Origin of the sequence: Aquabacterium sp. (assembly GCF_048860245.1) — a bacterium.
Classification (GTDB): Bacteria; Pseudomonadota; Gammaproteobacteria; order Burkholderiales; family Burkholderiaceae_C; genus Aquabacterium.
Genome location: NZ_JBLIZW010000040.1, coordinates 1 through 22949, shown reverse-complemented (window position 1 = coordinate 22949; position 22949 = coordinate 1). Strand labels below are relative to the sequence as shown.

Genomic DNA, 22949 nt, shown 5'->3' with positions numbered 1-22949 from the left:
AATCGATGAACATGAGCGACGACATTGGACGCTATATCGCGGGGGGCCTTCTGCTGCTGTTCGCCGTCCTGATCTGGCGGGCATGGGAGATCCGGCAAGCCAGCCCACAATGGCCGCATGTCGACGGCACCATCATGAAGGCCCGCGTTTTCCAGCCACATGGCGTGGGTGGTCATGAACAGGTTACTGGTCACGATTGGATGACGGAAGTTCAATACCAGTACCAGGTCAACGGTGCGACCTACACAGGCAATCGCATCCGAGCCTTTGGCGCGCGGCACTTCACAGAAGAGTCTGCGCAGACTGAACTCAAGCCCTTCCCGGTTGGGGCCACTGTGCCGGTTTACTACGACCCGGCAAACCCCAAGTCCTCGGTGCTGATCCCGGGCTAGCGCATACCCTCGCTTGCATACCCCCCATGGTATGCGTATACTCCGGCAGGTATAAGACTAGGAGTGATCCATGATCAAAACACCAAGACAAGCCCTACCTGTAGCCACATTGATCGGCTTGCTTGGGAGTTTTCAGCTGTCTGCTCATGGGCAAACGGCTGTCACAGTGCCAACGCTGAAGGTGCAAACCCAGCAAGTGGCCATGCAATACGAATGGGACGGCGTGATCGAACCTGTGCGCCAAAGCACGGTTGCCGCGCAAGTTCCTGGCAACATCACCGCGCTGCTGGTCAAGGCGGGTGACAGCGTGAAGGCTGGCCAACCCCTGGCCCGCATTGACGACCGCGAAGTGCAAGCAGGCGTAACCCGCAGTCAGGCCGATGTGGCGCAGGCCGAAGCTCAGCTTGAAAATGCCCGACTGCAATGGCAACGCAGCCAGTCGCTGCACGCGCAAGGCTTCATCAGTGCGGCCGCACTGGACAGCGCCAACGCTCAGTGGAAAGCGGCGCAAGCCGCTGCAGCAGCAGCCAAAGCGGGTCGGACACAAGCCACTTTGGCGCGCGATTTCAGCACGGTCATTGCCCCATTTGACGGCAAGGTGCTGTCCACTCAGGCACAAGTCGGTGATCTGGCTGCGCCAGGTCGACCGATTTTGACGATCTATGCACCCAAGCCTTTGCGGGCCGTGGTGCAAGTGCCGGCATCTCAAGCGGATGGCGTGCGCCAGAGCAGCTCGGCCATGGTCCAGCTGCCCGGACCGAACCTGAGCAGCCCCGGCCAATGGATCAAACCAACACACGTGATCGCGCTCCCCGGTGCCGACCCCGTGTCACAAACCGTCGAATGGCGACTGGATCTGCCGGACGTCAATGTGTTGCCCGGGCAAACCGTCCGGATCCGTTTTGCTGGCAGCGTTCAGGCACAAGGCAACGCCTCCGCGGCCGCGCAGTTGTTGACGGTTCCCGGCGCAGCGGTGTTGCGTCGCGGTGAACTCACAGGCGTGTACGTGGTGCGTGACGGGCGCTTTGCGCTGCAGGCCATCCGCACCAGCACCCCCGCCAACGCCAATGGCCCGGTCACCGTATTGAGTGGCATCCGCAGCGGTGATGTCATCGCAACCGATGCACTCAAGGCCGGCTTGCTCAACGCCCTCCCCGCCAAGCCATGATGAACCACGACGACTCATCCGCGACCAGCCTGGGGGTTGCCGGGCGACTGGCCCGCGCTTTTCAGAGCAACGCCATGACGCCATTGCTGGCGATTGTGGCGATGCTGCTGGGGTTGTTTGCCGTCTTGGTGACACCCAGGGAAGAAGAGCCCCAGATCAATGTGACGATGGCCAATGTGCTGATCCCCTTCCCCGGGGCCTCTAGCGCAGATGTGCAAAACATGGTGGCCAGGCCTGCGGAGCAGGTTTTGTCACAGATCGCCGACATTGAGCACACCTACTCGGTCGCGCGTCCTGGGGTCGCTGTCCTCACGGTGCAATTCAAGGTCGGCGTCCCCCGAACCGATGCGCTGGTACGTCTGTACGACGTTCTGAATGCCAATCAGGATTGGTTGCCGCGCAACTTGGGCGCATTGCCCCCCATCGTGAAGCCCAAGGGCATTGACGATGTGCCTGTGCTGGCGGTGACCTTGTGGAGCAAGCAAACCGAGCCGTCCGTGACGCTGGAGCGCATTGCCAGAACGATGGAGGCCGAGCTTAAGCGTGTGCCTGGCACCCGGGAGGTTCAAACCATCGGTGGACCAGGTCAGGCTGTCATGGTTCAGGTGGACCCCAGCCGCTTGCGGGAACGCGGCGTTGACCTGGGCTCGCTCCAGCAATCGCTGGCTGCCGCCAACCTGAGTCTGCCTTCGGGCAGCGTGCTGTCGCCCACAGCCGACGGGCGCGGTCAGTTGCTGACGGTGGAGACGGGTGAGTTCTTGCGGTCGGCCGACGACGTGGCCGAGCTCGTCGTGGGGGTCAGCAAGGGGCGACCGGTCTATCTGAAGGAAGTGGCCGATGTCTCGGCCGGTGCGCAACAGCCGACACGCCACGTTTGGTACACCTCCGGCGCGGGTGCGCAACACGAAAACGGTGCCAGTGCTCCTGACACGGCTGGCCGTTCGTTCCCCGCCGTCACGCTCACGGTGACCAAGAAGCCTGGGCAAAACGCCGTCGATGTGGCCCACGCTGCGCGCCAACGCCTTCAGGAGTTGCGCAACACCGTCATCCCGGCTGACATCGAGTTCGAGATCACGCGCGATTACGGTGAGACCGCTGCTGAAAAGGCCAACAAGCTGATTCAGAAGCTGGCCTTTGCCACCGGCTCGGTGATTTTGCTGGTGGGCTTGGCCTTGGGTCGCCGCGAGGCGGTGATTGTGGGCGCGGCCGTGATCCTGACGCTGACGGCCACCCTGTTTGCGTCGTGGGCCTGGGGATTCACCTTGAACCGGGTGTCCTTGTTTGCACTGATCTTCTCGATCGGCATCCTGGTGGATGACGCGATCGTGGTGGTGGAAAACATCCATCGTCATCAACAGTTGACACCGGGCAAGCCACTGAGCGAGATCATCCCCCTGGCAGTCGACGAGGTCGGCGGGCCGACCATTCTGGCCACCCTGACCGTGATTGCTGCGCTGCTGCCAATGGCCTTTGTCAGCGGCCTGATGGGGCCCTACATGAGCCCCATCCCGATCAACTCCAGCTTGGGCATGGCCATCTCGCTGGGCATTGCGTTCACCGTGACCCCGTGGCTGGCACTCAAGCTGATGCGATCGCACGCCGCCCACAGCGACGATGCTCACGCACAAGCCGCCGCCCCGACAGGCTTGGCGGGCAAACTGCATCGTGTCTTCGACCGCGTGTTGATGCCACTGCTGGTCCATCGCGGCAAGCGTTGGGCCATGGGCCTGGGCATCGTGGCCGCAGTGATGATGTCGGTGGGGCTGGCAACCATTCCCTCATCCGGCTTGGGCGTCATCCTGAAGATGCTGCCATTTGATAACAAGAGCGAGTTCCAGGTCATTGTGGAGATGCCCGCGGGTACCCCACTGGAAGACACCGCGGCAGCCCTGCAGGACATGGGCGCGTTTTTGTCCAAGCAACCCGAGGTGTTGAACATCCAGGGCTATGCGGGAACGGCATCGCCCATCACCTTCAATGGTTTGGTGCGCCAGTACTACCTGCGCGCCGATGCGGAGCAGGGTGATCTGCAAGTCAATCTGGTGGACAAGCATCACCGCAAGCAACAAAGCCACCCGATTGCCCAACGTCTGCGCCCTGATCTGGAGAAGATTGCGGCGCGGCACGGCGCACGCATCAAGGTCGTGGAAGTGCCCCCTGGTCCTCCCGTGATGTCGCCGCTGGTCGCGGAGGTTTATGGCCCTGACGAGTCGGGCCGCCAGGCATTGGCCCAGCGTGTGGCGAAGCGCTTTGCTGACACGGCCGACATCGTCGGCATTGACACCAGCCTGAAGGAAGACGCCACGCGCGTGTTCCTGCGTGTGAAGCGTCAGCGCGCAGAATCGTTGGGCATTCCGGTGACCGCAGTGGCCCAAGCGGTGCAAGCCGCTTTGTCTGGCGCAGATGCAGCGTACCTGCACGATGGTCAGTCGAAGATGCCGGTGCCTGTTCGCATTCAGTTGCCGCGCGAGTCACAAGTGGGGCTGGATGCCCTGCTGAATGTGCCGCTGCGCGCCGCCAATGGGCAGCTGGTCCCGCTATCGGAGTTGGTGCGCGTGGAACAGAGCGTGATCGACAAGCCACTGTTCACCAAAGACCTGCTGCCCGTCAGCTACGTGTTCGGCGACATGGCAGGCAAGCTGGATTCACCTCTGTACGGTCTCTTTGCCATCCGTGACAAGCTGAGTGAAGCCGCCTTGCCCAACACGGGCGCCATCGATGAATACTGGATCAAGCAACCCAGCGATCCCTTCAGGGGCTACAGCCTGAAGTGGGACGGCGAGTGGCAAATCACCTACGAGACGTTCCGAGACATGGGCGCAGCGTATGGCGTGGGCCTCATCCTGATTTACTTGCTGGTGGTGGCGCAGTTCAAGTCTTACCGCACACCCTTGATCATCATGGCCCCCATCCCGCTGACGATCATTGGCGTGATGCCAGGACACGCCTTGCTGGGCGCCCAGTTCACCGCGACGTCCATGATCGGGATGATTGCGCTGGCAGGCATCATCGTTCGCAACTCCATCTTGTTGGTGGACTTCATCGAGTTGCAGGTCAAGCAAGGCATGGCGTTCAAGGACGCGGTGGTGAACTCTGCTGCCGTGCGTGCGCAGCCGATTGCCCTGACGGGTATTGCAGCGATGGTCGGCGCCTTCTTCATCCTGGACGACCCGATCTTCAACGGTCTGGCGGTGTCCCTGATTTTCGGGATTCTGGTGTCAACGCTGCTGACGCTGATTGTGATCCCAGTGCTGTATTACGCGGCATACCGCCGCCGTCTTGAGGCGGCCTGAGGCCACCATATCCATATCAAAGAGGAGTACTCACATGACTGTTGAACGAATGATTCGCATTGTGGCCGGCATGTTCATCATGCTGTCGCTCGCGCTTGGCGTAGAGGGCAGCCCACTGTTCGTCTCGAAATGGGCGCTGGCATTCACCGCATTCGTAGGCGCCAACCTGTTCCAGTTCGGATTCACGAACTTCTGCCCCATGGCGATCCTGCTGCGCAAACTCGGATTCAAAGACGCCAGCAACTGTTGCTGAAGCTCAATTTGCGGGCAGAAATGGCAGGAAACACTGTGATCTGCCTTGATCCGGTTTGTGCTTTGCGTTGAAAGGCGTTGCAAAATGCAGGGTAGTCCATCACCTTCTCCTGACGAGCCGGATCATTGCTCCATGGCAGCCCTTCACAACGACAAAAGCCGCAACGACATCCTCAATCGTCTGAAACGGGCGGAGGGGCAGTTGCGCGGCATTCAGCGCATGATTGAAGAGGGTGAACCATGTCTGCCCATCGCCACGCAAATGGCAGCGGTGCGCAAGGCGCTGGACAGCACCTATGTGCGCATGACCATGTGTTTCATGCAGCAGCAGATGGAAGAAAAGTTGTCCTGTGCAGGCCAGGAGCCTGAAAACATGGACGCCATGCTGGACGAAATCGAAACGCTGCTCGGCAAAATCCGCTGATTCCGTCGATTCCGCCGACCGGATCAGGTGCGGCGCAAGCAGCGCACATGCATGGGTCGTGTTGAGGTCAGGCCGCTTGCGTCGGCATATCGCTCAAACACGGCTCGTGTGCGCTCAATGAGGTCTGCCGTGAGGTGATGGTCTTTGAAAGTCGGCCGCATCATGCGTTGCTCAAACTGCTCAAAGCTCTCAAAACGGACTGGCATGTCAAAGCGTCGCTCCGCAACGACTGCCCACTGTCCTGACGCCAAAGCACGATCCAACGCACGCTGCGCCTCAGCACGCACCACGCCCTCATCGTTGAACACTTTGACGATCTCGTTGAGATCACCTGCATAGACAGGCTCTGAAACGTACAGCAGCCCCTCAGGCTTGAGGACGCGTGCAATCTCTTGCAGCGAGGCATCCAGCTCATCGAGCGGGACATGGTGCAGGGACTTCAGCATGACCGCCGCATCAAACGTCGCAGGATCAAACGGAATGGCATTGGCAGCGCCATACAAGAAGCTCATCCCCGCTTGGGGCTGTGCCAGATTCTTGTCATGCTGAATGCGATCCACCTCCATCCCGACATATGTGACGGAGGGTTCTTTCAGCAAGAGCTGGCGCGCCATGCGTGCGCTGCCGCACCCCAACTCGATGATGGATTGGTTGCGACATGGCACCAAGGCCATGAACACGTCCAGCTCGTCATGGATCAGCGGCTCGCTCATGTTGTCGCTCCTGAGGTCAGGCCGTTGCGCCAGTCATCACATCCCATGCCTTGAGGGCCTCTGCGGCGTACATCAAGGACGGACCGCCACCCATGTACACCGCCACCGTGAGCATCTCCTCCAGCTCGGCACGCGTGCCGCCCAGCTTGTGAAGTGCCTTGACGTGAAAGCCAATGCACCCGGAGCAATGCTGACTGACGCCAATGGCCAGTGCGATCAGCTCTTTGTGCTTGGCACTGATGGCGCCTTCTGCCATGGAGGCCTGCGCCAGTTGCGAGAACCCCTTCATGGCCTCGCTCTGCGACTTGCGGAACGGCGCCAGGCAGGCATTGATGTCTTGCATCAGACCGGTGTGATCAAAAGTGCTCATGGTGTGAATTCAGCTTGTTGAAAAGGCCCCACGTGGGGCCTTTGTGGATGGCATCGCGGTGGGCCCCACCGCGCGCACTCACTTGGTCTTGCAGGTGTTCAGACCGAAAGGCAGATAGGCCGGGCACCAGCCGGTCAAACCCGTTGCCAAAGGCACGACACCGATCCAGCCCCACACGCCCACGGTGCCCGTTGCGGCCAGAGCCACCAGCACCACACCCGCACCAATGCGAGCAATGCGATCGATACCACCAACATTTGCTTTCATGCTCTTCTCCTCAAAACTGGGGACTCGCCCCGCCAAAAAACTCATCGCACAACGAGGTCTTCCCACGCATGTTGTGCACTCAAATAAATACGGCCCTTGAATCGCTGGTCCAGATCACCCCGCTGCATGCGGTCCATGACCGGGCCCTTCATCTCGGCAAGCATCAAACTCATGCCTTGTGCTTGCAGCGCATCGTCGAGTTCAATCAGTGCCGTCATCGCCGAGTGATCAATGTGATTGACAGCAGACAGCAACAGCACCACAGACCGGATCGGGTCACTGCCGTGGACCAGCTCACACAAACGCTGCTCCACTTGCTGGATGTTCGTGAAGTCCAGGCTCTCGTCCACACGCACCATCAGGACGCCGGGCAAGCACTCGACCTCATGGCGGGCCACATTACGGAAGTGATGGGTTCCGGGCAGACGCCCTACCTCTGCCATGTGAGGCTGGCTGTGCCGCCAGATCAAGGTCCCCAAAGACCAGGCAATGCCCATCAGGATGCCGACATCGAATCCGATCAACAAGACACCCAGAGCCGTGGTGACAAAGGCCCAAGCCTCTGCACGGTCATAGCGCCACGCGCGACGCAAGCCCCCGAACTCGACCAAGCCCACCACCGCCATGATGACCACAGCGCTCAACGCCGCACGCGGCAGCCAAGCCAACCAAGGCATCAACACACACAGCATCACTGCCAGCACGCCTGTGGTGATGACGCCTGCCAGAGGGCTTTTCGCACCAGCAGCCTCGTTGACGACGGTGCGCGACAAGCCGCCGGCCACGGCCATGCCGCCCATCAAGGTGCTCCCCAGATTGGCAAGCCCCAAGCCGAGCAGCTCACGATCGGCATCCACCCGCGCGCCAGATTTGATGGCATAAGTTTGGGCCACCGACATGCTGCTGACAAAGGTCACCAAACTCACCAGCACGACCGGCACCAACAGACTGATCACCGGCAGATGGGGCAACTCCCCCAAGCCCGCAAAGGTTCGCCCCATCGAGTCCAGCGTCATGTGGACTTCGCCCACCTGCGTCACCGACCATGCGGTGTGCTGGTGGATCAAGCCCGCCATGGCCGTGCTGGTCAACAACACAGCCAAAGGCCACAGGCGAACGGCGATTTGCAAGGCCGGGGCTGAGCAACCGGCACCCCGCCACAGCACGGTCAACAACCTGGGCCCCAGCCCCAGCATCAGCAGCGCAGAAGTCCCAACGGCAAAGTCACCAAAGCGCACATCCATCCATGGGCGATCTGACGCCCACTGCACGTGCTGCGCCACGGACTGGAACATTTGCGGCAGGTTATAGCCAAAGCGAGACCAACCCAGAATGGGGGCCAGCTGTCCTGCCATGATCAACAACGCCGAAGCCACCGTGAAGCCCTGCACCACGGGACGGCTCATGAGTTGCGACAAGAAGCCCATGCGCAACACACCCATGAGCATCAGCAGCAAGCCAACCCCAGCAGCGAGCATGGCAGACAGCGCCATGTAAGCGGAAGAACCCACATCGGCCAGCGGCGACAGCGACTGCGCCACCATCAAGGACGTGATCGCAGCCGGACCCACCGACAACACCGCACTGCTGCCAAACACGGCATACGCCAGCAATGGCAGCAAACTGGCCATTAAACCCACATGGGGCGGCAGACCGGCCAGCATGGCGTACGCCAGGCTTTGCGGCACCAGCATGACAGCCACCACCACCCCTGCGGACACATCGCCGGGTAGATCGTGGCGGCGCCATGCGGGCCACCACGGCGGAGGCAGCCGCCAAGGCGCCCCGGCTTGAACCGGAAGCCTGGCGGGCGGCCTACTGGACATGGTCATGCAGAGCGACCAACTTGGCAGCCGGTTGCTTGGAACAGCGCATTGGCTCGACCACCCGCGGCGCAAAACGCCACGATGGGGTGAGGCAGGTCTGCGCACAGGGCGTGATACCGCGACACTTGCTCGGGCGTGATCATGAGACTGGCCACGGGGAAGTGCACGTACGCCATGCCTGCCGCCTTGGCCGCTGCCTCGATGGCGGCACTGCTAGGCTGAGCCGGACCACCTTCCCCGTCGGGGCGATTGTTGATGATGCTGCGATACCCCTGCTGCGCCAGCTTGGCCACGTCTGCCACGGCGATCTGGCCACACACGGCAAATTCCGGGCAAACCTGGCGGGGTTGAACGGTCAAAGTCATCTCAATTCCTTTCGTTGATGAACGCTCAGCAAGCGCCTGCGCCACCCATGGCGGCACCGCACACGCGGTGGTGAAGCACCTGCATCACCGCTGCCGCGTCTTCGCTGACCAGTCGGTAGTAAATGTGTTTGCCCTCGCGGCGTGTGCCCACCAGGCCCTCTTGACGCAACACACCCAGTTGCTGCGACAGCGTCGGCTGACGAATGCCCAAATGGGCCTCCAGCTCACTCACGCAAAACTCGCCTTGCGCCAGTCGGCACAACAAGACCAGGCGATCTGTGTGTGCCATCACTTTGAGCAATGCGCTCGCCTTCTCGGCAGATGCTTGCAGCGCCACCAAGTCGGGCGGCGGCAGGGTCACGCGATCGCAAGGGGTTTCAAGCTCGGACACTTTCATGTTTTTCATTATGTTGACAGACATATTGTTTGTCAATAAAGTAATCGCAACCACACTCACCATTCCATGTTGTGATGATTGCCCCCTCGCCCATCGTTCAGTCCTTCTTTGACCCACAAACCTGGACCTATACCCATGTGGTGTACGACCAAGACGGTGGTCACGGCGCCATCGTGGACCCCGTCCTGGACTTCGATGCCAAGAGCGGCCGCACCGCCACAACCCGTGCGGAAGAAGTCATCGCGTTTGCCAAAGCCAAACGCTTGACGATTGACTGGATCATCGAAACGCACGCCCACGCCGACCACTTGTCGGCCGCCCCGTTCGTGCGCGCGCAACTGGGTGGCCTAGTCGCCATTGGCAAGGACATTGCCCGCGTGCAGTCCGTGTTCAAGACGCTCTTTCACCTTGAAGCGGACTTCGCCACCGACGGATCGCAGTTCGATCACCTGTTTGAGGATGGCGAGGCCTTCTCTGTCGGCTCCCTCAAAGGCCAAGCCTGGCACGTCCCAGGCCACACCCCTGCCGACATGGCCTTTGTGATCGGTGACGCCGTGTTCGTGGGGGACACCCTGTTCATGCCGGACGTCGGCACCGCACGATGCGACTTCCCCGGTGGCGACGCGCACCAACTGTATCGGTCGATCCAGCGCATCTTGTCCTTGCCTGCGGAGACCCGGCTGTTCATGTGCCATGACTACCCACCGCAAGGTCGCACAGCTCAGCCCATGAGCACCGTGGGGGATCAGCGGGCCCACAACATCCACGTGCATGACGGTGTGACCGAAGACGCTTTTGTGGCCATGCGACAGGCGCGCGACGCCAGCTTGGCCATGCCCAACCTCATCCTGCCGTCTGTTCAAGTCAACATCCGTGCCGGGCAATTGCCCCCGGCTGAGTCCGATGGGCGGCACTACCTGAAGCTGCCCGTCAACGTGTTTTGAGGGAGCCGCACATGTCCGAAAAGCCAATTCATGTCTCATTGCGTCAAGCGCAGGACTATCGGTTCCACATTCAGTTCGATGCGCAGATGCCGGTTCTGGTCAGTGATGAACCCGCTCCGCTGGGCACAGGGCAAGGCCCCTCGCCGGTTCAGATGCTGTGCGCAGCGGTGGGCAACTGTCTTTCAGATTCCCTGCTCTTTGCACTGCGCAAATTCAAGCAGAGCCCTGAGCCGATTCAGTGCGACGTCGAAGCCGAAGTGGGGCGCAATGCCGAGGGTCGCATGCGCGTACTGAACATGCGTGCGCAATTGCGACTGGGTGTCCCTGCTGGACAGCTGGAACACCTCGACCGCGTGCTGGACCAATTCGAGGCGTATTGCACCGTCACTCAAAGCGTCGGGCAAGGCATCCCGATTGCAGTGGAGGTGTGGGATGCGACGCAGCAACGCCTGAAGTAAGGCGCCCCGCGGCCGGCGTCAGATCTGGCGTTGCCAAACAAGGCGCGTGACACGCGCCAACCCTTGGTGGAACGGCCCCTCATCCAGGGTCGTGTCGCACTCTGCTGCCACAAACTCGTGTCCTGACACCCCTGCCGCACACACGTCAGCGCGCAAAGCGTCAAGGGTGTACAGCAAGTCCACGTCTTTGGGCCCGCCGCTGGTCAGACCCAACTGACTGGGATGGAACGCTTCCAGGATGAACACCCCGCCGGGCTTCAAGGCATGAAGCAGATGCTGCATCACCAGCGGTCGTGTGGCAGACGGTAGATGCAAGTAGCACACCACCACAGCGTCAAAATGCGATGCGGTTGGCGCCCACGCTGTCAAGTCGGCATGGACCCACTCCACGACAACGCCGCGACGTTCAGCCAGCGCACGCCCCTTATCAAGACCGACTTCCGAACAATCGACGGAATGCACTTGGTAGCCCTGCTCGGCCAACCAAACGCCATTTCGTCCCTCCCCATCACCGGGGACCAGTACGCGTGCGCCCGCGGGCACCTGACCACACTGCTGAACCAAAAACGCATTGGGTTGCTCGCCATACTTGTACGCTTGACCAGCAAACTTTTGGTTCCAGAAATCCCTCACGCTCAACGACTCTGTCATGGTGCAATCAAATACGGTAGACCGTATGACCTTAGCACAGCGCATTCTTGATCTTTCTCACAGACAGCGAGAGATCACCGTCTAAAATTGCACCATGCACTCCCACATCCAGCTCATGCGCTCACGAGCACGCTTGACCGCGTGGCTGGGTTTGCTTGCGCTCACGGCCCAGTTGTTGGCCGGTGTGGTCAGTAACCAGCACTTGGTGCAGCGCTTATCAGGCGCACCCAGTTTGCTGGAGATTTGCTCGTCCACAGGTGGATTTGGGATCAACGCCGATCGCAGTGGCGATGACACCACCGTTTCTGCTGTTCAGCATTGCCCATTCTGCCTCGTGGCGCAAGTGCCTGCGTTGTCAGCCGGCTCAGCCATACAGCCACAAGTTCAACGAGACGTCACGCTCGCTTGGACGTCTCGTGGACAAGGCATCTTTCCCCGAGCCCCTGATCGGCGTCATGCCCGCAGTCGCGCTCCGCCCATCTTTGCCTGATTGACACTTTTCCTTTTTGTTACCTACGCGGACTGGCGCACGTTGGTCCGCGTGGACGTGTTCACTCAGCAAAGAATTCACCATGCGTACCCCATTCCGTCCGACCGCCATGGCGTTGTCGGTTGCCGCTGCATTTCCTCTCCAAGTTTTCGCGGGCAATGCCCCCGCCGAAGTGACCGATGTCCTTGATCCGGTCGTGATCACCGCACCGGTGATGGACACCCCAACCGCCACACACATCAATCCACGCGCCCCCATTCAGCCTGCCCCAGCCAACGACGGGGCAAGCCTGCTTAAGGCCATACCAGGCATGAGCCTGATTCGCAAAGGCGGCACAGACGGCGACCCCGTGTTCCGCGGTATGGCCGCATCGAGACTGAACATCCTGGTCGACGGCGAAATGATCCTGGGAGGCTGCGGGATGCGCATGGATCCACCGACCGCCTACGTTTTCCCGGAGACGTTTGACGAAGTCACCCTAATCAAGGGACCCCAGACCGTCACCAAGGGTGCTGGTGGCTCTGCCGGCACGGTCATGTTCGAGCGCAAGCCCACCTACTTTGCCCAACCCGGCACACGTTTCCAGGCATCGGTCACAGGGGGCTCGAACAACCGCTATGACGCCTACGTCGATGCCAAAGCTGGCACAACGCTGGGTTATGTTCAAGTGATCGCATCCGAGGCAGCCTCTGACGACTATCGGGATGGCAACGACAAACTGGTTCATGCCGCTTATCAACGCAAGAGCCTCACGGCAGCGGCAGGTTGGACACCAGACGAGCACACGCGCATTGAACTGTCCGCCATTGAAAGCCGCGCACATGCTGCGTATGCCGATCGCAGCATGGATGGCGTTGTGTTTGATCGAAGCAATGTGGGGCTGAAATTTGAGAAGACGCACATGCCTGGCCTGATCAACCGGGTTGAGGCGCAGGTCTACCGTAACTACGTGGACCACGTCATGGACAACTACAGTCTGCGCACCCCCACCGGTATGGGCATGGCCTCCAACCCTGACCGAGAAACCACCGGTGGCCGAGTTGCGGTGACGTTGCTGCCTGACCAAGTCCACAAAATTGTGCTGGGTGTCGATCAGCAAACCAATGTTCACACGTTGCGCAGCAGCACAGGAACCAATAACGCCTATTTGAATGCGGTGCGCACAGAGGACGCTCGATTCCACACCCTCGGACTCTTCGGGGAGATCACCCACATCTTGAGCGATGATCACCGCGTCATCCTTGGCGCACGGCATGACGATTGGACCGCCAAAGATCAACGTGCCAGCGTCAAGACTGGCATGTCCAGCACCCCGAACCCCACCGTTGGTCATGAGCGCACGGAAGGCCTGCTCAGTGGCTTCGCACGCTATGAGCACGATCTCACCTCACAGACTCAAGCGAGCATTGGCTTGGGTTACACCGAGCGCGCGCCAGATTACTGGGAAATCATCAGCAAGGAGTCCGCATCCAGCGTCAGCGTGTTTGATCAAATCAACGCTGAAAAGACAACCCAATTGGATCTCGGGGTCACCCATCGCAACGGACCACTCGAAGCATTTGGATCTGTTTATTACAGCCAAATCCACGACTACATCCTGATTCAAAGCAATGTGACCAAAGGCATGCGCGCAGCCACCATCGCACGCAATGTAGACGCGCGGACATGGGGCGGAGAGATTGGCGCCAACTACCAACTGACCTCTCAGTGGAAGGCGTTGACTAGCCTCGCTTATGTGAATGGCCAGAACACAACCGATGGTCGCGCATTGGGTCAGATGGCCCCGCTGGAGTTGCGTTTGGGATTGGAATGGGACAACGGCCAATGGTCTGCCGGTGCGCTCCAGCGATTGGTCGCAGCGCAACATCGCTACGCCATCAACGAAGGCAACATCGTCGGACAAGACTTGGGCTCGTCTGCCGGATTTGGTGTGACCTCGATTCACGGCGGCTATCGCTGGAGCAAGAAGGTGCAACTCACGGCGGGCATCGACAACGTGTTTGACAAGGCTTACGCCGAGCACATCAGCCGCAACGGCGCAACCGTCATGGGCTACGACACCACGACGCGTGTCAATGAAGCTGGCAGAACTTGGTGGCTGAAGGCACAAGTCGCGTTCAACTAAGCTTCAACATGCCGCTTGTGTTGACGCGGACACAAGCGGCTTTGCACTGCAGCCGCATCGCAGGTTTGATCGACAATGGGGCACCATTACCGTCTTCGCCTCACCGGTCCCGGTTTACATGTCTGTCGACCTCACACTCCGCCCAGTTGAATCTGAATCCACGATCTGTGCTTTGCCGCCAGAAGATGCGCAACGACGCGTGGTTCACGATGAAGTGCACGCCCGGCCGCCCGCACGGATTCGGTTGCCCGCCCTCGTTGTGTATGTGGCGGTGTTGAATGAAGGCGTCAGCCGCGAGATGGAGTGGGAGCACCTGAGAAGACTTCCCGGCCAAGAGAACCTACCCAAGGAGCAACTGTCGGGTAATTTTTCGCGCCTGCGCTTTGCCAACCACACGTTGAAGTGGGAACGGCACACCGAGTTCACCCGTTACTCATTGGTTCAAGCCTTGCCTGAAGGTGCGCTCACGGATTTGAGCGACGACACCTTACTCAAGTCCCTGGTCGTAGACCCAGCATGGCTTGCGGCCATCCCAGGCCGAACCGTGGCCGCCATCATGATGGCCATGGTTCATGGTGACGTGGATGATCACAATGCCATGCGCGAACAGGCAGATCAGTGGCTGCAAGGGCGTGAAACATTGGCATCGCTGTTGGGCATTCGGCGCTCCTGCGCCATGACGGACTTCCGCCTGCGCCCCAGTGGCTTTGAGCGGATTCTGGTGGTGTCGCCTTCGAACACCTCTGAACTGCGTGCCGGTCGGATTTCCCAGCGCTTGCTGGAGTTGGAAACCTATCGCCTGATGGCCCTGCGTGGCTTGCCCGTTGCCAAGGATCTGAGCGGCGTGCTGCGAGAAGCCGAGACCCAATTGGCCGAAATTACCGCCGGCATGGAAGACACGGAAGCGTCTGATCAAGATTTGCTCAACACGCTGATCAGTCTGGCGGCGCGGGTGGAACGCGCCACGGCCACGCACCTCTACCGCTTCTCTGCAACGCAGGCTTATCACAACCTGGTTGAACAACGGATCGAGCAATTGAGAGAGACGCCCATCCCCGGCACTCAGACGATTGGCGAGTTCATGCTGCGCCGTCTATCGCCTGCGATGGGGACTGTGCAAGCGACGGCACAACGCCTGGCCTCGCTGTCGCAACGGATTGAGCGCGCCAGCGCCTTGCTGCGCACGCGCGTGGACATCGCCACCGAGTCTCAGAACCAGATGCTGCTGGCGAAACTGACCAAAGGCCAAGAGTTGCAGCTGCGCTTGCAAACCACGGTGGAAGGCTTGTCGATTGCCGCCATTGCCTACTATGTGGTGAGCCTGATTCTGTATGTTGGCAAGGCGGGCAAGGCCGCGGGGCTGCCGGTCAATCCGGAAATGCTGGCTGGGGCCTTGATTCCGCTGGTGTTGCTGGGTGTCTGGTGGGGCACACGGCAAATCCACAAGAAACTGCACGCTGACGCTCATTGACACAACGCGAGGCGATTTGCCTGGGCCGCGGTGGTCAATCCCACCGCCATGACCAGATCAGGTCCACCGCATTGTCGACACCGGCTTGCGCTCGCAAGGTAAAGCGCTGGGCCAGGCGATAGATCAACTGCCAGTTGCCCCCGGTGGCGTTGAGGTTGCGTTCGTAGCCAACATACCAATATCTCGACACTTGCTTGCCGACGTTGACCACCGTATCCCGAACGGTGCCTTCGGTTTGCTTGACGGACAGTTCGTCCAGCCCCAGCAAGCCGATCAGATTGTCTGTGGGCGACGCCCCCTCCCCCGACAACAAGGCCACCGCGGCAGACTGCAGCAAGCCGATGTCGGCGCCTCCCAGTCCCGTCGGCGCGCGCCCCAGCACCAGCCAAGACAGCTTTTCAGTTTCGGACATGCTGGGATCAGAATACAAACGAATGCGCGGATCCTGCGCCGTCCCGGTGATGGTGACGCCCACCTTGACGTCACTGGCTGTGGCCGAGGCAGACTGTGGCCGCATCGCCAAAATATCGAGACGTGGGTTTTCAATGGCACCCGTGAATGAAATGGCGCCGCGCTCAATCACCAACTTTTGACCATAGGCCGCAAACGTCCCCTTCTCTGCCTTGATGGTGCCTTGCAAGGATGGCCGATTGGCGGGCGTAGTGACCTTCACGTGCCCGGTCAGCAAGGCATCCAGCCCCCGCCCCTTCAAACGAAGCTGCTCGCCCAGGTCAACGTCCAGCGCCACTGAAACCTTTCGCTGGGATTTGCTTCGTCCACCGCCAGAAGCCTCCACTGCCGCCTCGTCACTGCCAGGGCGATTGAGCACGTACACGTCGTCACCCACCACAGGTGCGTCGCCTTTGCTGATGTCAATCAGCCCTTCATCGACATGCACCTGCCCCTCTGCACGCAAGTCGTCACCCGTCAGCAAGGCGGCCACCTCACCCGATAGCATGACTCGCCGGTCCACCCGCTGCAGCGCCTGAAAGCGATCTGCCTTGATTCGAACCGATGCCTGTGGCTGCGCGCCCAAAGTCGCCTCGCCTTGCGCGGTCAACCAGCCACCCTGCGGGCCGGCCCGCATCTGCAGGTTCTGGAGTTGGATCTGGCTGCCTTGCAGTGTCATTTGCAGGCGCCCGTCTGTGAGGTTCACCCCCATCAAGGTTTGGGCCAGCCCCAGACTCTCACCGGACACCTGCCCCTGATATTGCGGCGCGCCAAGCGTGCCCGCCAGTTTGGCTTGGGCCAGCATTTGCCCGCTCATCCGCCAACCTGCTGGCAGCCAGGTTCCCAAGGGCCGCAAGTTGCCAATCTTGAAGTCCAGCGAGCCTACGAGCGCATCGTCGCGACCAGGCAACTGCCGCGCATCTTGCGTTTGCACCACCTGATGGCCCACCAGCGTCCCCAGCAGCCGCCCGTCCAAGATTTCGTCCAGCGTCCAGACACCGTGACGAGACTGCAAACTCAACTTCGCCTCCCGGATACCCAGATGCTGCGCCGTGTTGCCCTCAATCGTGGCTTCCGACAGGGTCACATCGCCTGTCTGACGCATCACCACGGCATCGACGACCCAAGGCTGCTGCTGGCTGTGCTTCAGATTCAGCTGCCCCGTCAGCATCAGATCGCCGCCCCATCCGGCCTCGGGCTGCCAGCGATTGAGCAGCGCGGGCAAATTGAACGGCGCCAGTTCGAGGGACGCCTCGGCTTGCCCGACCACGTCCGTGTTGCGATCCGGCCAGAACCAGTCGAGCTTGTTCAGTTTCAGATCCGCGCCCATGAACTGCAGCGTTGTGGGACTGATGCGCAAGCGCTCACCCTTGGCATCCTGGCGCCAGTCAAGGGATGCACGAGGCATGAGCAAGGCCTGTCGCTGCAGGCTCTCGCCCGCCCGCAACACTTGCACCGCCACGTCCTGGATCTCGCCTTGCCAGCCCTGGGCATCGTCTCGCCACAGCAGGTTGCCCTGAACACCCGCCTTGATGTTGAAGGTTCTGATGGCGGCAGCGGAGGCCGAATCGCTCCCTGTCTGGGTCAGGGTGGCCAGGACCTGACCATGGTGATCCTGTGTACGACCGCCCAAAGTGATGTCGGCTTGATCCAGACGCATGGCCCCAGCACGCAACTGCTTCACCCCGACGGCCGCACGCACCTGCGCATCGGCTTGGGTCATGTCGACTTGCCACTCACCTTTGGCTTGCTGAAGCGACAGCGTAGCGCCACCCGTATCGGCTTGCCACTCCAAACCGGAGACCGTCCCCTGCCCGCTGGTGACCCATCGAGGCCACTGCCCCACACCACTGGCAGAGAGGTTCACTTGCCCGGCCAGGCGCCGAGCCGCCAACATCGGTGCCAAGGGCTGGAGCGCGCTCAAGGCCGGTGCCTGTACTTTGGCGGCCCACCGCATCCCCGGCATGATCTGAGGCGTTTGCTGAGGCCCCAGGCGCCACGGCAACTCCAATTCACCTTGCAGGGCATTACCGGCCACATCCAACGTCAGCGAGGACTGCATGCGTTGGCGCCCTGCTGGTGAGGACCAATGCCCCTCACCGCTCACAGGCACGCCTGCCAACATACTGGGCAGCAGATGCGCCGAGAGCTCGCCTCGCCAATTGGCGTCCACCTTGAACTGCACATCACCCGACAGGTGATTTTTGCCAGCCATGCCTGCGGGCCACGGCAGCCAGACCTGAGGGTCGAATTGCGCCACTTTCAACAGGCCCGCAGCGGTCCATGTGGGGCCGACTTTCTCGCCCCACTTCAACTCGGCGTCCTGCAAGGTCGCTTGCGCAGCCCCTGAGGCCATCCGCATGGCCGTCACTTTCAAAGCATGCGATGCTTTGTGCGCACTGAACGCCAGGCTGACATCCTGCAGCCCACCACGCAGAGATCGTGCAAGCGGCGCTTGGGCATAGGCTGCACCATAGCGGCCGTTCAGTTGGGCATCCAGCGCGCCTCGCAGATCCTCCACAGACAGGGCCGGTGTGGATGGGTCCAAGGCATCGGGCGTCCACTTGATTTGCCCCTGCAATTGCAGCGCGGGCGCACGGGCATGCAGCGCCTGTGGTTCCACGCCATCCAGGGCAATGCGGAGGGTGTTGCCAAGATGGAGGCTTCCGCTCAGGCCCAGCGTGGCCGTGCGCGATGCCTGGTTGGTGGGCAAGGCCGCGTGCAAATCCCACAAGGCCGCAGCCCACACGTCCTGCCAGGTTTTGAGTCGCGACACATCGTGCAGCGTCACCCCACCCGAGAGCCCCAAAACAGGCAAGCCATGCTGATCCCAAGACCGCGCATCGGCGTTGCGCACACTGATCCGCACGCCGAGATCGCTGACACCCGCCGAACCGGGCTTGCTAGGCGCCCGCTGCGTGGGTGACAAGGTCTGCACAGGCGCCACTTCCACCACACCGCTCAAGGACGTGCGTGGCAAGCTGCCCAATAGCTGACTCAAATCCAGCGCCTTGGCGTACGCCTTCAAGGCAGATACCGGCCACGCAGCAAAGGGTTGCAAACGCCCCTCAAGATCCAGGGACTGGCTGCCCCGCTGCGCGGGCTGCAACACACCGGAAGCCTGAATGTGCAAGTCACTCAAGGGGCCACGCAGCGCCACATTCAGTGTCCCTTGTGAGTGATCTGGCCATGCCGATGTGGCGCGCAGCGCAAGCTTGACGGGCATGGGCCCACTCACGCCGATCTGCCCTTGCCCCGCAAGCTGCCACCCCTGCCACGTCAGGCTCTGCAATTGGATGCGGTGCTCGACGGGCAACACCCCAGCCTGCAAGGACACCACACCCACCACGTTTTGCAGCTCACCACCCCACAGGTCACTGTGGGCCACATCCACACGCAAACGATCTGTGTGAATGGACAAGGGCAGCGCCACATCTTGAGGCGGCCCTGACGATGCGGGGGCCTGTGTATCGGCCACCCAATGGAGGTCCAGCTTTTGGGCTCTCAATTCGGACATCGTCAGCCCGACATGCCAGGCGTTGTCCAAGCTGGGATAAATCTGCATGCCGGACCATCCGGTGTCTTGCAGAAGCAGCGTCCCGCCCCGGGGCAAATGCACCACCAGTCGCTGGGCCGAAAAGTCCCCTACCAGGGCCCCTCGGGGCTCGGTCACGGTGATGCCGGGAATGCGAGGCACCACCCACTGTGTAAACCACTCGGTGTGCGCCAAGGCCCATAGCGACAAGATGGCCAGCAGAGGCACCATCAACAGCGTAGCCATGCCACGCAACAAGGCACGCAACCACCCAACGCGTCGCAGCCCGGCCATGCGATGCGCCTCGCTCACAAGCTCACCCCGACGCTGAAATGGATGCGCCAGTCTTGCACTTTGGTGCCGTATGCCATGTCCAATCGCAACGGCCCGACCGGGCTCCGCCAGCGAATGCCGGCGCCATAGCCAACGTTGGCCTGCAAGCGACCAAAGCGATCGGCAGCATCGCCCGCATCCACAAACACTGCACCCCACAGGCTGGGCATGCGCTGCAGCAACGGGTGCCCCAATTCCAGACTGGCCGTGGCCAGAGAGCGCCCGCCCGTTACCACGCCATCTTTGATCACACCCAGAGACCGGTAGGCATACCCGCGCACGGATTCGTCGCCACCGGCGCGAAACAGCAAGGTGTCCGGCACCGTGACCGTGTCTGCCGCAAACACCTGACCGAGCTCTGCACGCGCACTCATGTGCCAATTCCACGGCCAGGGCTGGTAGCAGGTCACGCGTGCATAGGACCGCCCAAAATAGCCTGTCTCACTGGAAGCCGAGTAGCTGCGCCCGCCAGACAACTGTGCCAGCGTGGTCGTGCCGCGGGTGGGCAACACCTGGTTGTCGACATTGCGAAAGATGAACTGCGTGGTGTAGCTCACCGAACGCGCATCCGACACCAGCACATTGGCGGCGGACTGCACCTGGGCACGCTGGTACTCGATGTAATCGGTGCGTTCAAGCCGTTCGCCTTCTCGCAACTGACCCACACGCAAACGCTGGCTGGTGGTGGCCGCCTTGTCGCTGTCGAGCAGATAAGACGCCTGTCCAGACACCAGCCCTCGCTTGCCGCCTTCCCATGGATGAGAGGTGAAGTCAACCTGTCCGTGCGAGTCCAGGCGTCCGAGCTGGATGGTGCTTTTGGCCTGCCAGCCCAGATCAAAGACATTGCGGTGCAGGTATTCGGCAGACACCCGGGGCCCGGTGTCACTGCTCACGCCAATCCCGGTGGTGGCCGCCTGCATGGGCAATTCACGCAGTTGCACCACGACCGGACTGGCATCGGCCTGCGTGGGGTCCAGGTCGGTGCTGACAAAAATGTTGTCAAACAGGTTGAGCTTCTGGATGCGTTCCTGCCAGTCCAGCAGCTGCTTTTCCTGATACGGATCACCCTTGTTGAACGGGGCTAGATTGGTCACCGCCGATGCAGGCTGACGCTTCAAGCCTTCGACCCGGATGTCGCCAAAACGGAAGGTCGGCCCGGAGTCGGCCACCAGAAACAGCTTGGCCGTTTGCTGTGCGGCATCGACTGTGGCGGACGTACCGCTCCAACTCGCCATCGGGTAGCCCTGCGCCCGCAAGCGGGCCAGTGCCGCATTGCGCGCCCCCGACCAGCCGTCCTGCGTGAAAAACTCGCCCACAGGCAAGCTCCAGGCTTTGTCGACTGCAGCGATCAAGGCTTGTGCGCGGGCATCGCCATCGGAAGCCCGGGTGTCGAGGTCGCCTTCGTACACAAACTGCACTTTGCTGACTTTGGTGCGCTCGCCCGGCGTCACATGCAGGGTAATCAGTATGGGCTCGTCCCCCTTGGCATCGCGCACGGATGTGCTGATGCGGGCATTGAAATAGCCCTGCGCATCCAGCAAAGCGCGGGCTTGTTCGGGCGCCGACACCACCAGGCGCCGCAATTCATTGCGACTGATGTGCAACGACGCATCTTTGGCAAGCTCGCGCTCGAATCGCGCCACGTCCAGGTAGGTTTCGAGCAGGGTGTCGAGCGGCTCGGGCGCGTCCACATTCAAGCGCCATGCGAGCACTGACTTGACGGTACCGTCTGGCGAGGTGACATCACTGCCCTCATCGCTGGCGGCGTCCACCTCCAGTGACGCCAATTGCGCGTCAGGCTGACGGGTGGCAGGTGGCGTTTGACCCAGCGCCACGCTCCCCAGACTGGCGCACAGGGCGCCGAGTCCGAGTTGGCGCAGCCAACCGGGCATCCAGATCATTTGCTGAGCAAACGCATCGCGCTTTCCAGCCCCTGCAGGCTCATGGGGAACATGCGCCCGCCCATGAGTTGCTGCATGATGGCCACGCTTTGGCGATAGGACCACACGCCCTGCGGCTCGGGGTTGATCCACACGAAGTTGGGAAACGCGTGGGTGAGTCGGCCGATCCACTCGGCACCGGCTTCTTCGTTGTTGTATTCCACGCTGCCGCCAGGCTGCAGGATCTCGTACGGGCTCATGGTCGCATCGCCCACGAAGATCAGCTTGTAGTCCTTGTTGTACTTGCGAAGAATGTCCCAGGTAGGGATCTTCTCGGTGAAGCGGCGGTGGTTGTTCTTCCACATGAAGTCATAGACGCAGTTGTGGAAGTAATAGAACTCAAGGTGCTTGAACTCGGACTTGGCGGCTGAAAACAGCTCCTCGACGCGATGCACGTGGTCGTCCATCGAGCCGCCCACATCCATCAACAACAAGACCTTCACGGTGTTGTGCCGCTCGGGGATCATCTTGATGTCGAGCATGCCGGCATTGGCCGCCGTGCTGTGGATGGTGTCGTCCAGGTCCAGCACCTCGGCCGCGCCCTGACGCGCGAACTTGCGAAGGCGACGCAAAGCCACCTTGATGTTGCGGGTGTCGAGCTCGATGGTGTCGTCGTAGTCCTTGAATTCGCGCTTGTCCCACACCTTGACGGCGCGACGATGACGCGAGCGGTCTTGCCCGATGCGGATGCCTTCAGGGTTGTAGCCGTACGCACCGAACGGTGACGTGCCACCGGTACCGATCCACTTGTTGCCGCCTTCGTGACGCTCTTTCTGCTCTTCGAGCAGTTCTTTGAGGCGGTCCATGAGCTTGTCCCACCCACCTAGCGCCTCGATCTTGGCCTTTTCCTCGGGGCTGAGTTCGCGCTCAAAGTGCTTGCGCAGCCACTCTGCCGGCAGCTCACGGGTCAGGTCCAGCGCTTCGGTCACGCCGTTGAAGTAGAGGCCAAAGACGCGGTCAAACTTGTCGAAGTGGGCTTCGTTTTTCACCAGCGTCATGCGCGCCAGGTGATAGAACTCGTCCACCGACGGACCGATCACCCCGTCCTTGATGGCTTCGATCAGACTCAGGTATTCCGGAATGGT

20 protein-coding genes are annotated in these 22949 nt (G+C 61.1%); 10 read left to right on the top strand and 10 right to left on the bottom strand.

The genetic code is table 11. The features are described 5' to 3' along the window. Positions 1-11: 11 nt before the first annotated feature. From ACMV18_RS04555 to ACMV18_RS04535, 5 genes are all read left to right on the top strand, one after another. The gene (locus ACMV18_RS04555; protein WP_420816860.1) at positions 12-392 is read left to right on the top strand and encodes a DUF3592 domain-containing protein; all 381 of its coding nucleotides are present in this window, start codon (positions 12-14) and stop codon (positions 390-392) included. Positions 393-462: 70 nt separating this feature from the next. Next, positions 463-1560, top strand: coding sequence for an efflux RND transporter periplasmic adaptor subunit (locus ACMV18_RS04550; RefSeq protein WP_420816859.1), 1098 nt, complete (start codon positions 463-465; stop codon positions 1558-1560). Next, complete coding sequence (locus tag ACMV18_RS04545) at positions 1557-4853, top strand: efflux RND transporter permease subunit (protein ID WP_420816858.1); 3297 nt, start codon at positions 1557-1559, stop codon at positions 4851-4853. Before ACMV18_RS04550 ends, ACMV18_RS04545 begins: the two co-directional genes overlap by 4 nt. A 34-nt stretch (positions 4854-4887) precedes the next feature. After that, the gene (locus tag ACMV18_RS04540; RefSeq protein WP_374257577.1) at positions 4888-5106 is read left to right on the top strand and encodes a YgaP family membrane protein; all 219 of its coding nucleotides are present in this window, start codon (positions 4888-4890) and stop codon (positions 5104-5106) included. Between the two features lie 132 nt (positions 5107-5238). Next, positions 5239-5529, top strand: a complete 291-nt coding sequence (locus ACMV18_RS04535) for a metal-sensing transcriptional repressor (protein ID WP_420816857.1) — start codon at positions 5239-5241, stop codon at positions 5527-5529. Positions 5530-5552: 23 nt separating this feature from the next. Here ACMV18_RS04535 and ACMV18_RS04530 read toward each other — a convergent pair whose 3' ends face one another. The 6 genes from ACMV18_RS04530 to ACMV18_RS04505 form a co-directional block, all read right to left on the bottom strand. Beyond that, a complete protein-coding gene (locus tag ACMV18_RS04530; RefSeq protein ID WP_420816856.1) occupies positions 5553-6242 on the bottom strand; it encodes a class I SAM-dependent methyltransferase in 690 nt (229 codons plus the stop codon). Between the two features lie 16 nt (positions 6243-6258). Next, positions 6259-6612 (bottom strand): carboxymuconolactone decarboxylase family protein, encoded by a 354-nt coding sequence (locus ACMV18_RS04525; RefSeq protein ID WP_374257574.1) that lies wholly within the window; start codon positions 6610-6612, stop codon positions 6259-6261. A gap of 78 nt (positions 6613-6690) precedes the next feature. Beyond that, a complete protein-coding gene (locus tag ACMV18_RS04520; RefSeq protein ID WP_374257573.1) occupies positions 6691-6879 on the bottom strand; it encodes a YgaP family membrane protein in 189 nt (62 codons plus the stop codon). Between the two features lie 41 nt (positions 6880-6920). Continuing rightward, the gene (locus ACMV18_RS04515) at positions 6921-8711 is read right to left on the bottom strand and encodes a SulP family inorganic anion transporter (RefSeq protein ID WP_420816855.1); all 1791 of its coding nucleotides are present in this window, start codon (positions 8709-8711) and stop codon (positions 6921-6923) included. Then, positions 8708-9070: a TIGR01244 family sulfur transferase gene (locus ACMV18_RS04510; RefSeq protein ID WP_374257571.1), complete on the bottom strand. Its 363-nt coding sequence runs from the start codon at positions 9068-9070 to the stop codon at positions 8708-8710. Before ACMV18_RS04510 ends, ACMV18_RS04515 begins: the two co-directional genes overlap by 4 nt. 25 nt (positions 9071-9095) lie before the next feature. After that, complete coding sequence (locus ACMV18_RS04505; RefSeq protein ID WP_374257570.1) at positions 9096-9467, bottom strand: metalloregulator ArsR/SmtB family transcription factor; 372 nt, start codon at positions 9465-9467, stop codon at positions 9096-9098. Between the two features lie 74 nt (positions 9468-9541). Between ACMV18_RS04505 and ACMV18_RS04500 the strand changes: the two genes are divergently transcribed. Then, on the top strand, positions 9542-10411 hold the full coding sequence (locus tag ACMV18_RS04500; protein ID WP_420816854.1) for an MBL fold metallo-hydrolase: 870 nt from the start codon (positions 9542-9544) through the stop codon (positions 10409-10411). Between the two features lie 11 nt (positions 10412-10422). After that, positions 10423-10869 (top strand): OsmC family protein, encoded by a 447-nt coding sequence (locus tag ACMV18_RS04495; RefSeq protein WP_420816853.1) that lies wholly within the window; start codon positions 10423-10425, stop codon positions 10867-10869. Between the two features lie 18 nt (positions 10870-10887). On the opposite strand, the gene ACMV18_RS04490 is transcribed toward ACMV18_RS04495, so the two are convergent. Continuing rightward, positions 10888-11520 carry a class I SAM-dependent methyltransferase gene (locus tag ACMV18_RS04490; RefSeq protein ID WP_420816852.1) on the bottom strand — a complete coding sequence of 211 codons (633 nt, stop codon included), beginning with the start codon at positions 11518-11520 and terminating at the stop codon, positions 10888-10890. 94 nt (positions 11521-11614) lie between these two features. Here ACMV18_RS04490 and ACMV18_RS04485 point away from each other — a divergent pair, with 94 nt between their 5' ends. From ACMV18_RS04485 to ACMV18_RS04475, 3 genes are all read left to right on the top strand, one after another. Continuing rightward, a complete protein-coding gene (locus ACMV18_RS04485; RefSeq protein WP_420816851.1) occupies positions 11615-12010 on the top strand; it encodes a DUF2946 family protein in 396 nt (131 codons plus the stop codon). 82 nt (positions 12011-12092) lie between these two features. Continuing rightward, positions 12093-14135 (top strand): TonB-dependent copper receptor, encoded by a 2043-nt coding sequence (locus ACMV18_RS04480; protein WP_420816850.1) that lies wholly within the window; start codon positions 12093-12095, stop codon positions 14133-14135. A 118-nt stretch (positions 14136-14253) separates the two neighbouring features. Next, positions 14254-15606 carry a DUF3422 family protein gene (locus tag ACMV18_RS04475; protein ID WP_420816849.1) on the top strand — a complete coding sequence of 451 codons (1353 nt, stop codon included), beginning with the start codon at positions 14254-14256 and terminating at the stop codon, positions 15604-15606. Positions 15607-15640: 34 nt separating this feature from the next. Here ACMV18_RS04475 and ACMV18_RS04470 read toward each other — a convergent pair whose 3' ends face one another. The 3 genes from ACMV18_RS04470 to ACMV18_RS04460 are packed head-to-tail and all read right to left on the bottom strand — an operon-like array spanning position 15641 to position 22946. Continuing rightward, a complete protein-coding gene (locus ACMV18_RS04470) occupies positions 15641-19885 on the bottom strand; it encodes a translocation/assembly module TamB domain-containing protein (protein WP_420816848.1) in 4245 nt (1414 codons plus the stop codon). Positions 19886-19899: 14 nt separating this feature from the next. Beyond that, positions 19900-21825, bottom strand: coding sequence for an autotransporter assembly complex protein TamA (locus ACMV18_RS04465; protein WP_420816847.1), 1926 nt, complete (start codon positions 21823-21825; stop codon positions 19900-19902). Further along, positions 21822-22946 (bottom strand): vWA domain-containing protein, encoded by a 1125-nt coding sequence (locus ACMV18_RS04460; RefSeq protein ID WP_420816873.1) that lies wholly within the window; start codon positions 22944-22946, stop codon positions 21822-21824. Before ACMV18_RS04460 ends, ACMV18_RS04465 begins: the two co-directional genes overlap by 4 nt. Positions 22947-22949 lie beyond the last annotated feature (3 nt).

Excerpts from the sequence above, each read along its gene's own strand:
- ACMV18_RS04555 (WP_420816860.1), top strand. The coding sequence starts at position 12 with ATGAGCGACGACATTGGACGCTATATCGCGGGGGGCCTTCTGCTGCTG.
- ACMV18_RS04550 (WP_420816859.1), top strand. The coding sequence starts at position 463 with ATGATCAAAACACCAAGACAAGCCCTACCTGTAGCCACATTGATCGGC.
- ACMV18_RS04545 (WP_420816858.1), top strand. The coding sequence starts at position 1,557 with ATGATGAACCACGACGACTCATCCGCGACCAGCCTGGGGGTTGCCGGG.
- ACMV18_RS04540 (WP_374257577.1), top strand. The coding sequence starts at position 4,888 with ATGACTGTTGAACGAATGATTCGCATTGTGGCCGGCATGTTCATCATG.
- ACMV18_RS04535 (WP_420816857.1), top strand. The coding sequence starts at position 5,239 with ATGGCAGCCCTTCACAACGACAAAAGCCGCAACGACATCCTCAATCGT.
- ACMV18_RS04530 (WP_420816856.1), bottom strand. The coding sequence starts at position 6,242 with ATGAGCGAGCCGCTGATCCATGACGAGCTGGACGTGTTCATGGCCTTG.
- ACMV18_RS04525 (WP_374257574.1), bottom strand. The coding sequence starts at position 6,612 with ATGAGCACTTTTGATCACACCGGTCTGATGCAAGACATCAATGCCTGC.
- ACMV18_RS04520 (WP_374257573.1), bottom strand. The coding sequence starts at position 6,879 with ATGAAAGCAAATGTTGGTGGTATCGATCGCATTGCTCGCATTGGTGCG.
- ACMV18_RS04515 (WP_420816855.1), bottom strand. The coding sequence starts at position 8,711 with ATGACCATGTCCAGTAGGCCGCCCGCCAGGCTTCCGGTTCAAGCCGGG.
- ACMV18_RS04510 (WP_374257571.1), bottom strand. The coding sequence starts at position 9,070 with ATGACTTTGACCGTTCAACCCCGCCAGGTTTGCCCGGAATTTGCCGTG.
- ACMV18_RS04505 (WP_374257570.1), bottom strand. The coding sequence starts at position 9,467 with ATGAAAGTGTCCGAGCTTGAAACCCCTTGCGATCGCGTGACCCTGCCG.
- ACMV18_RS04500 (WP_420816854.1), top strand. The coding sequence starts at position 9,542 with ATGATTGCCCCCTCGCCCATCGTTCAGTCCTTCTTTGACCCACAAACC.
- ACMV18_RS04495 (WP_420816853.1), top strand. The coding sequence starts at position 10,423 with ATGTCCGAAAAGCCAATTCATGTCTCATTGCGTCAAGCGCAGGACTAT.
- ACMV18_RS04490 (WP_420816852.1), bottom strand. The coding sequence starts at position 11,520 with ATGACAGAGTCGTTGAGCGTGAGGGATTTCTGGAACCAAAAGTTTGCT.
- ACMV18_RS04485 (WP_420816851.1), top strand. The coding sequence starts at position 11,615 with ATGCACTCCCACATCCAGCTCATGCGCTCACGAGCACGCTTGACCGCG.
- ACMV18_RS04480 (WP_420816850.1), top strand. The coding sequence starts at position 12,093 with ATGCGTACCCCATTCCGTCCGACCGCCATGGCGTTGTCGGTTGCCGCT.
- ACMV18_RS04475 (WP_420816849.1), top strand. The coding sequence starts at position 14,254 with ATGTCTGTCGACCTCACACTCCGCCCAGTTGAATCTGAATCCACGATC.
- ACMV18_RS04470 (WP_420816848.1), bottom strand. The coding sequence starts at position 19,885 with ATGGCCGGGCTGCGACGCGTTGGGTGGTTGCGTGCCTTGTTGCGTGGC.
- ACMV18_RS04465 (WP_420816847.1), bottom strand. The coding sequence starts at position 21,825 with ATGATCTGGATGCCCGGTTGGCTGCGCCAACTCGGACTCGGCGCCCTG.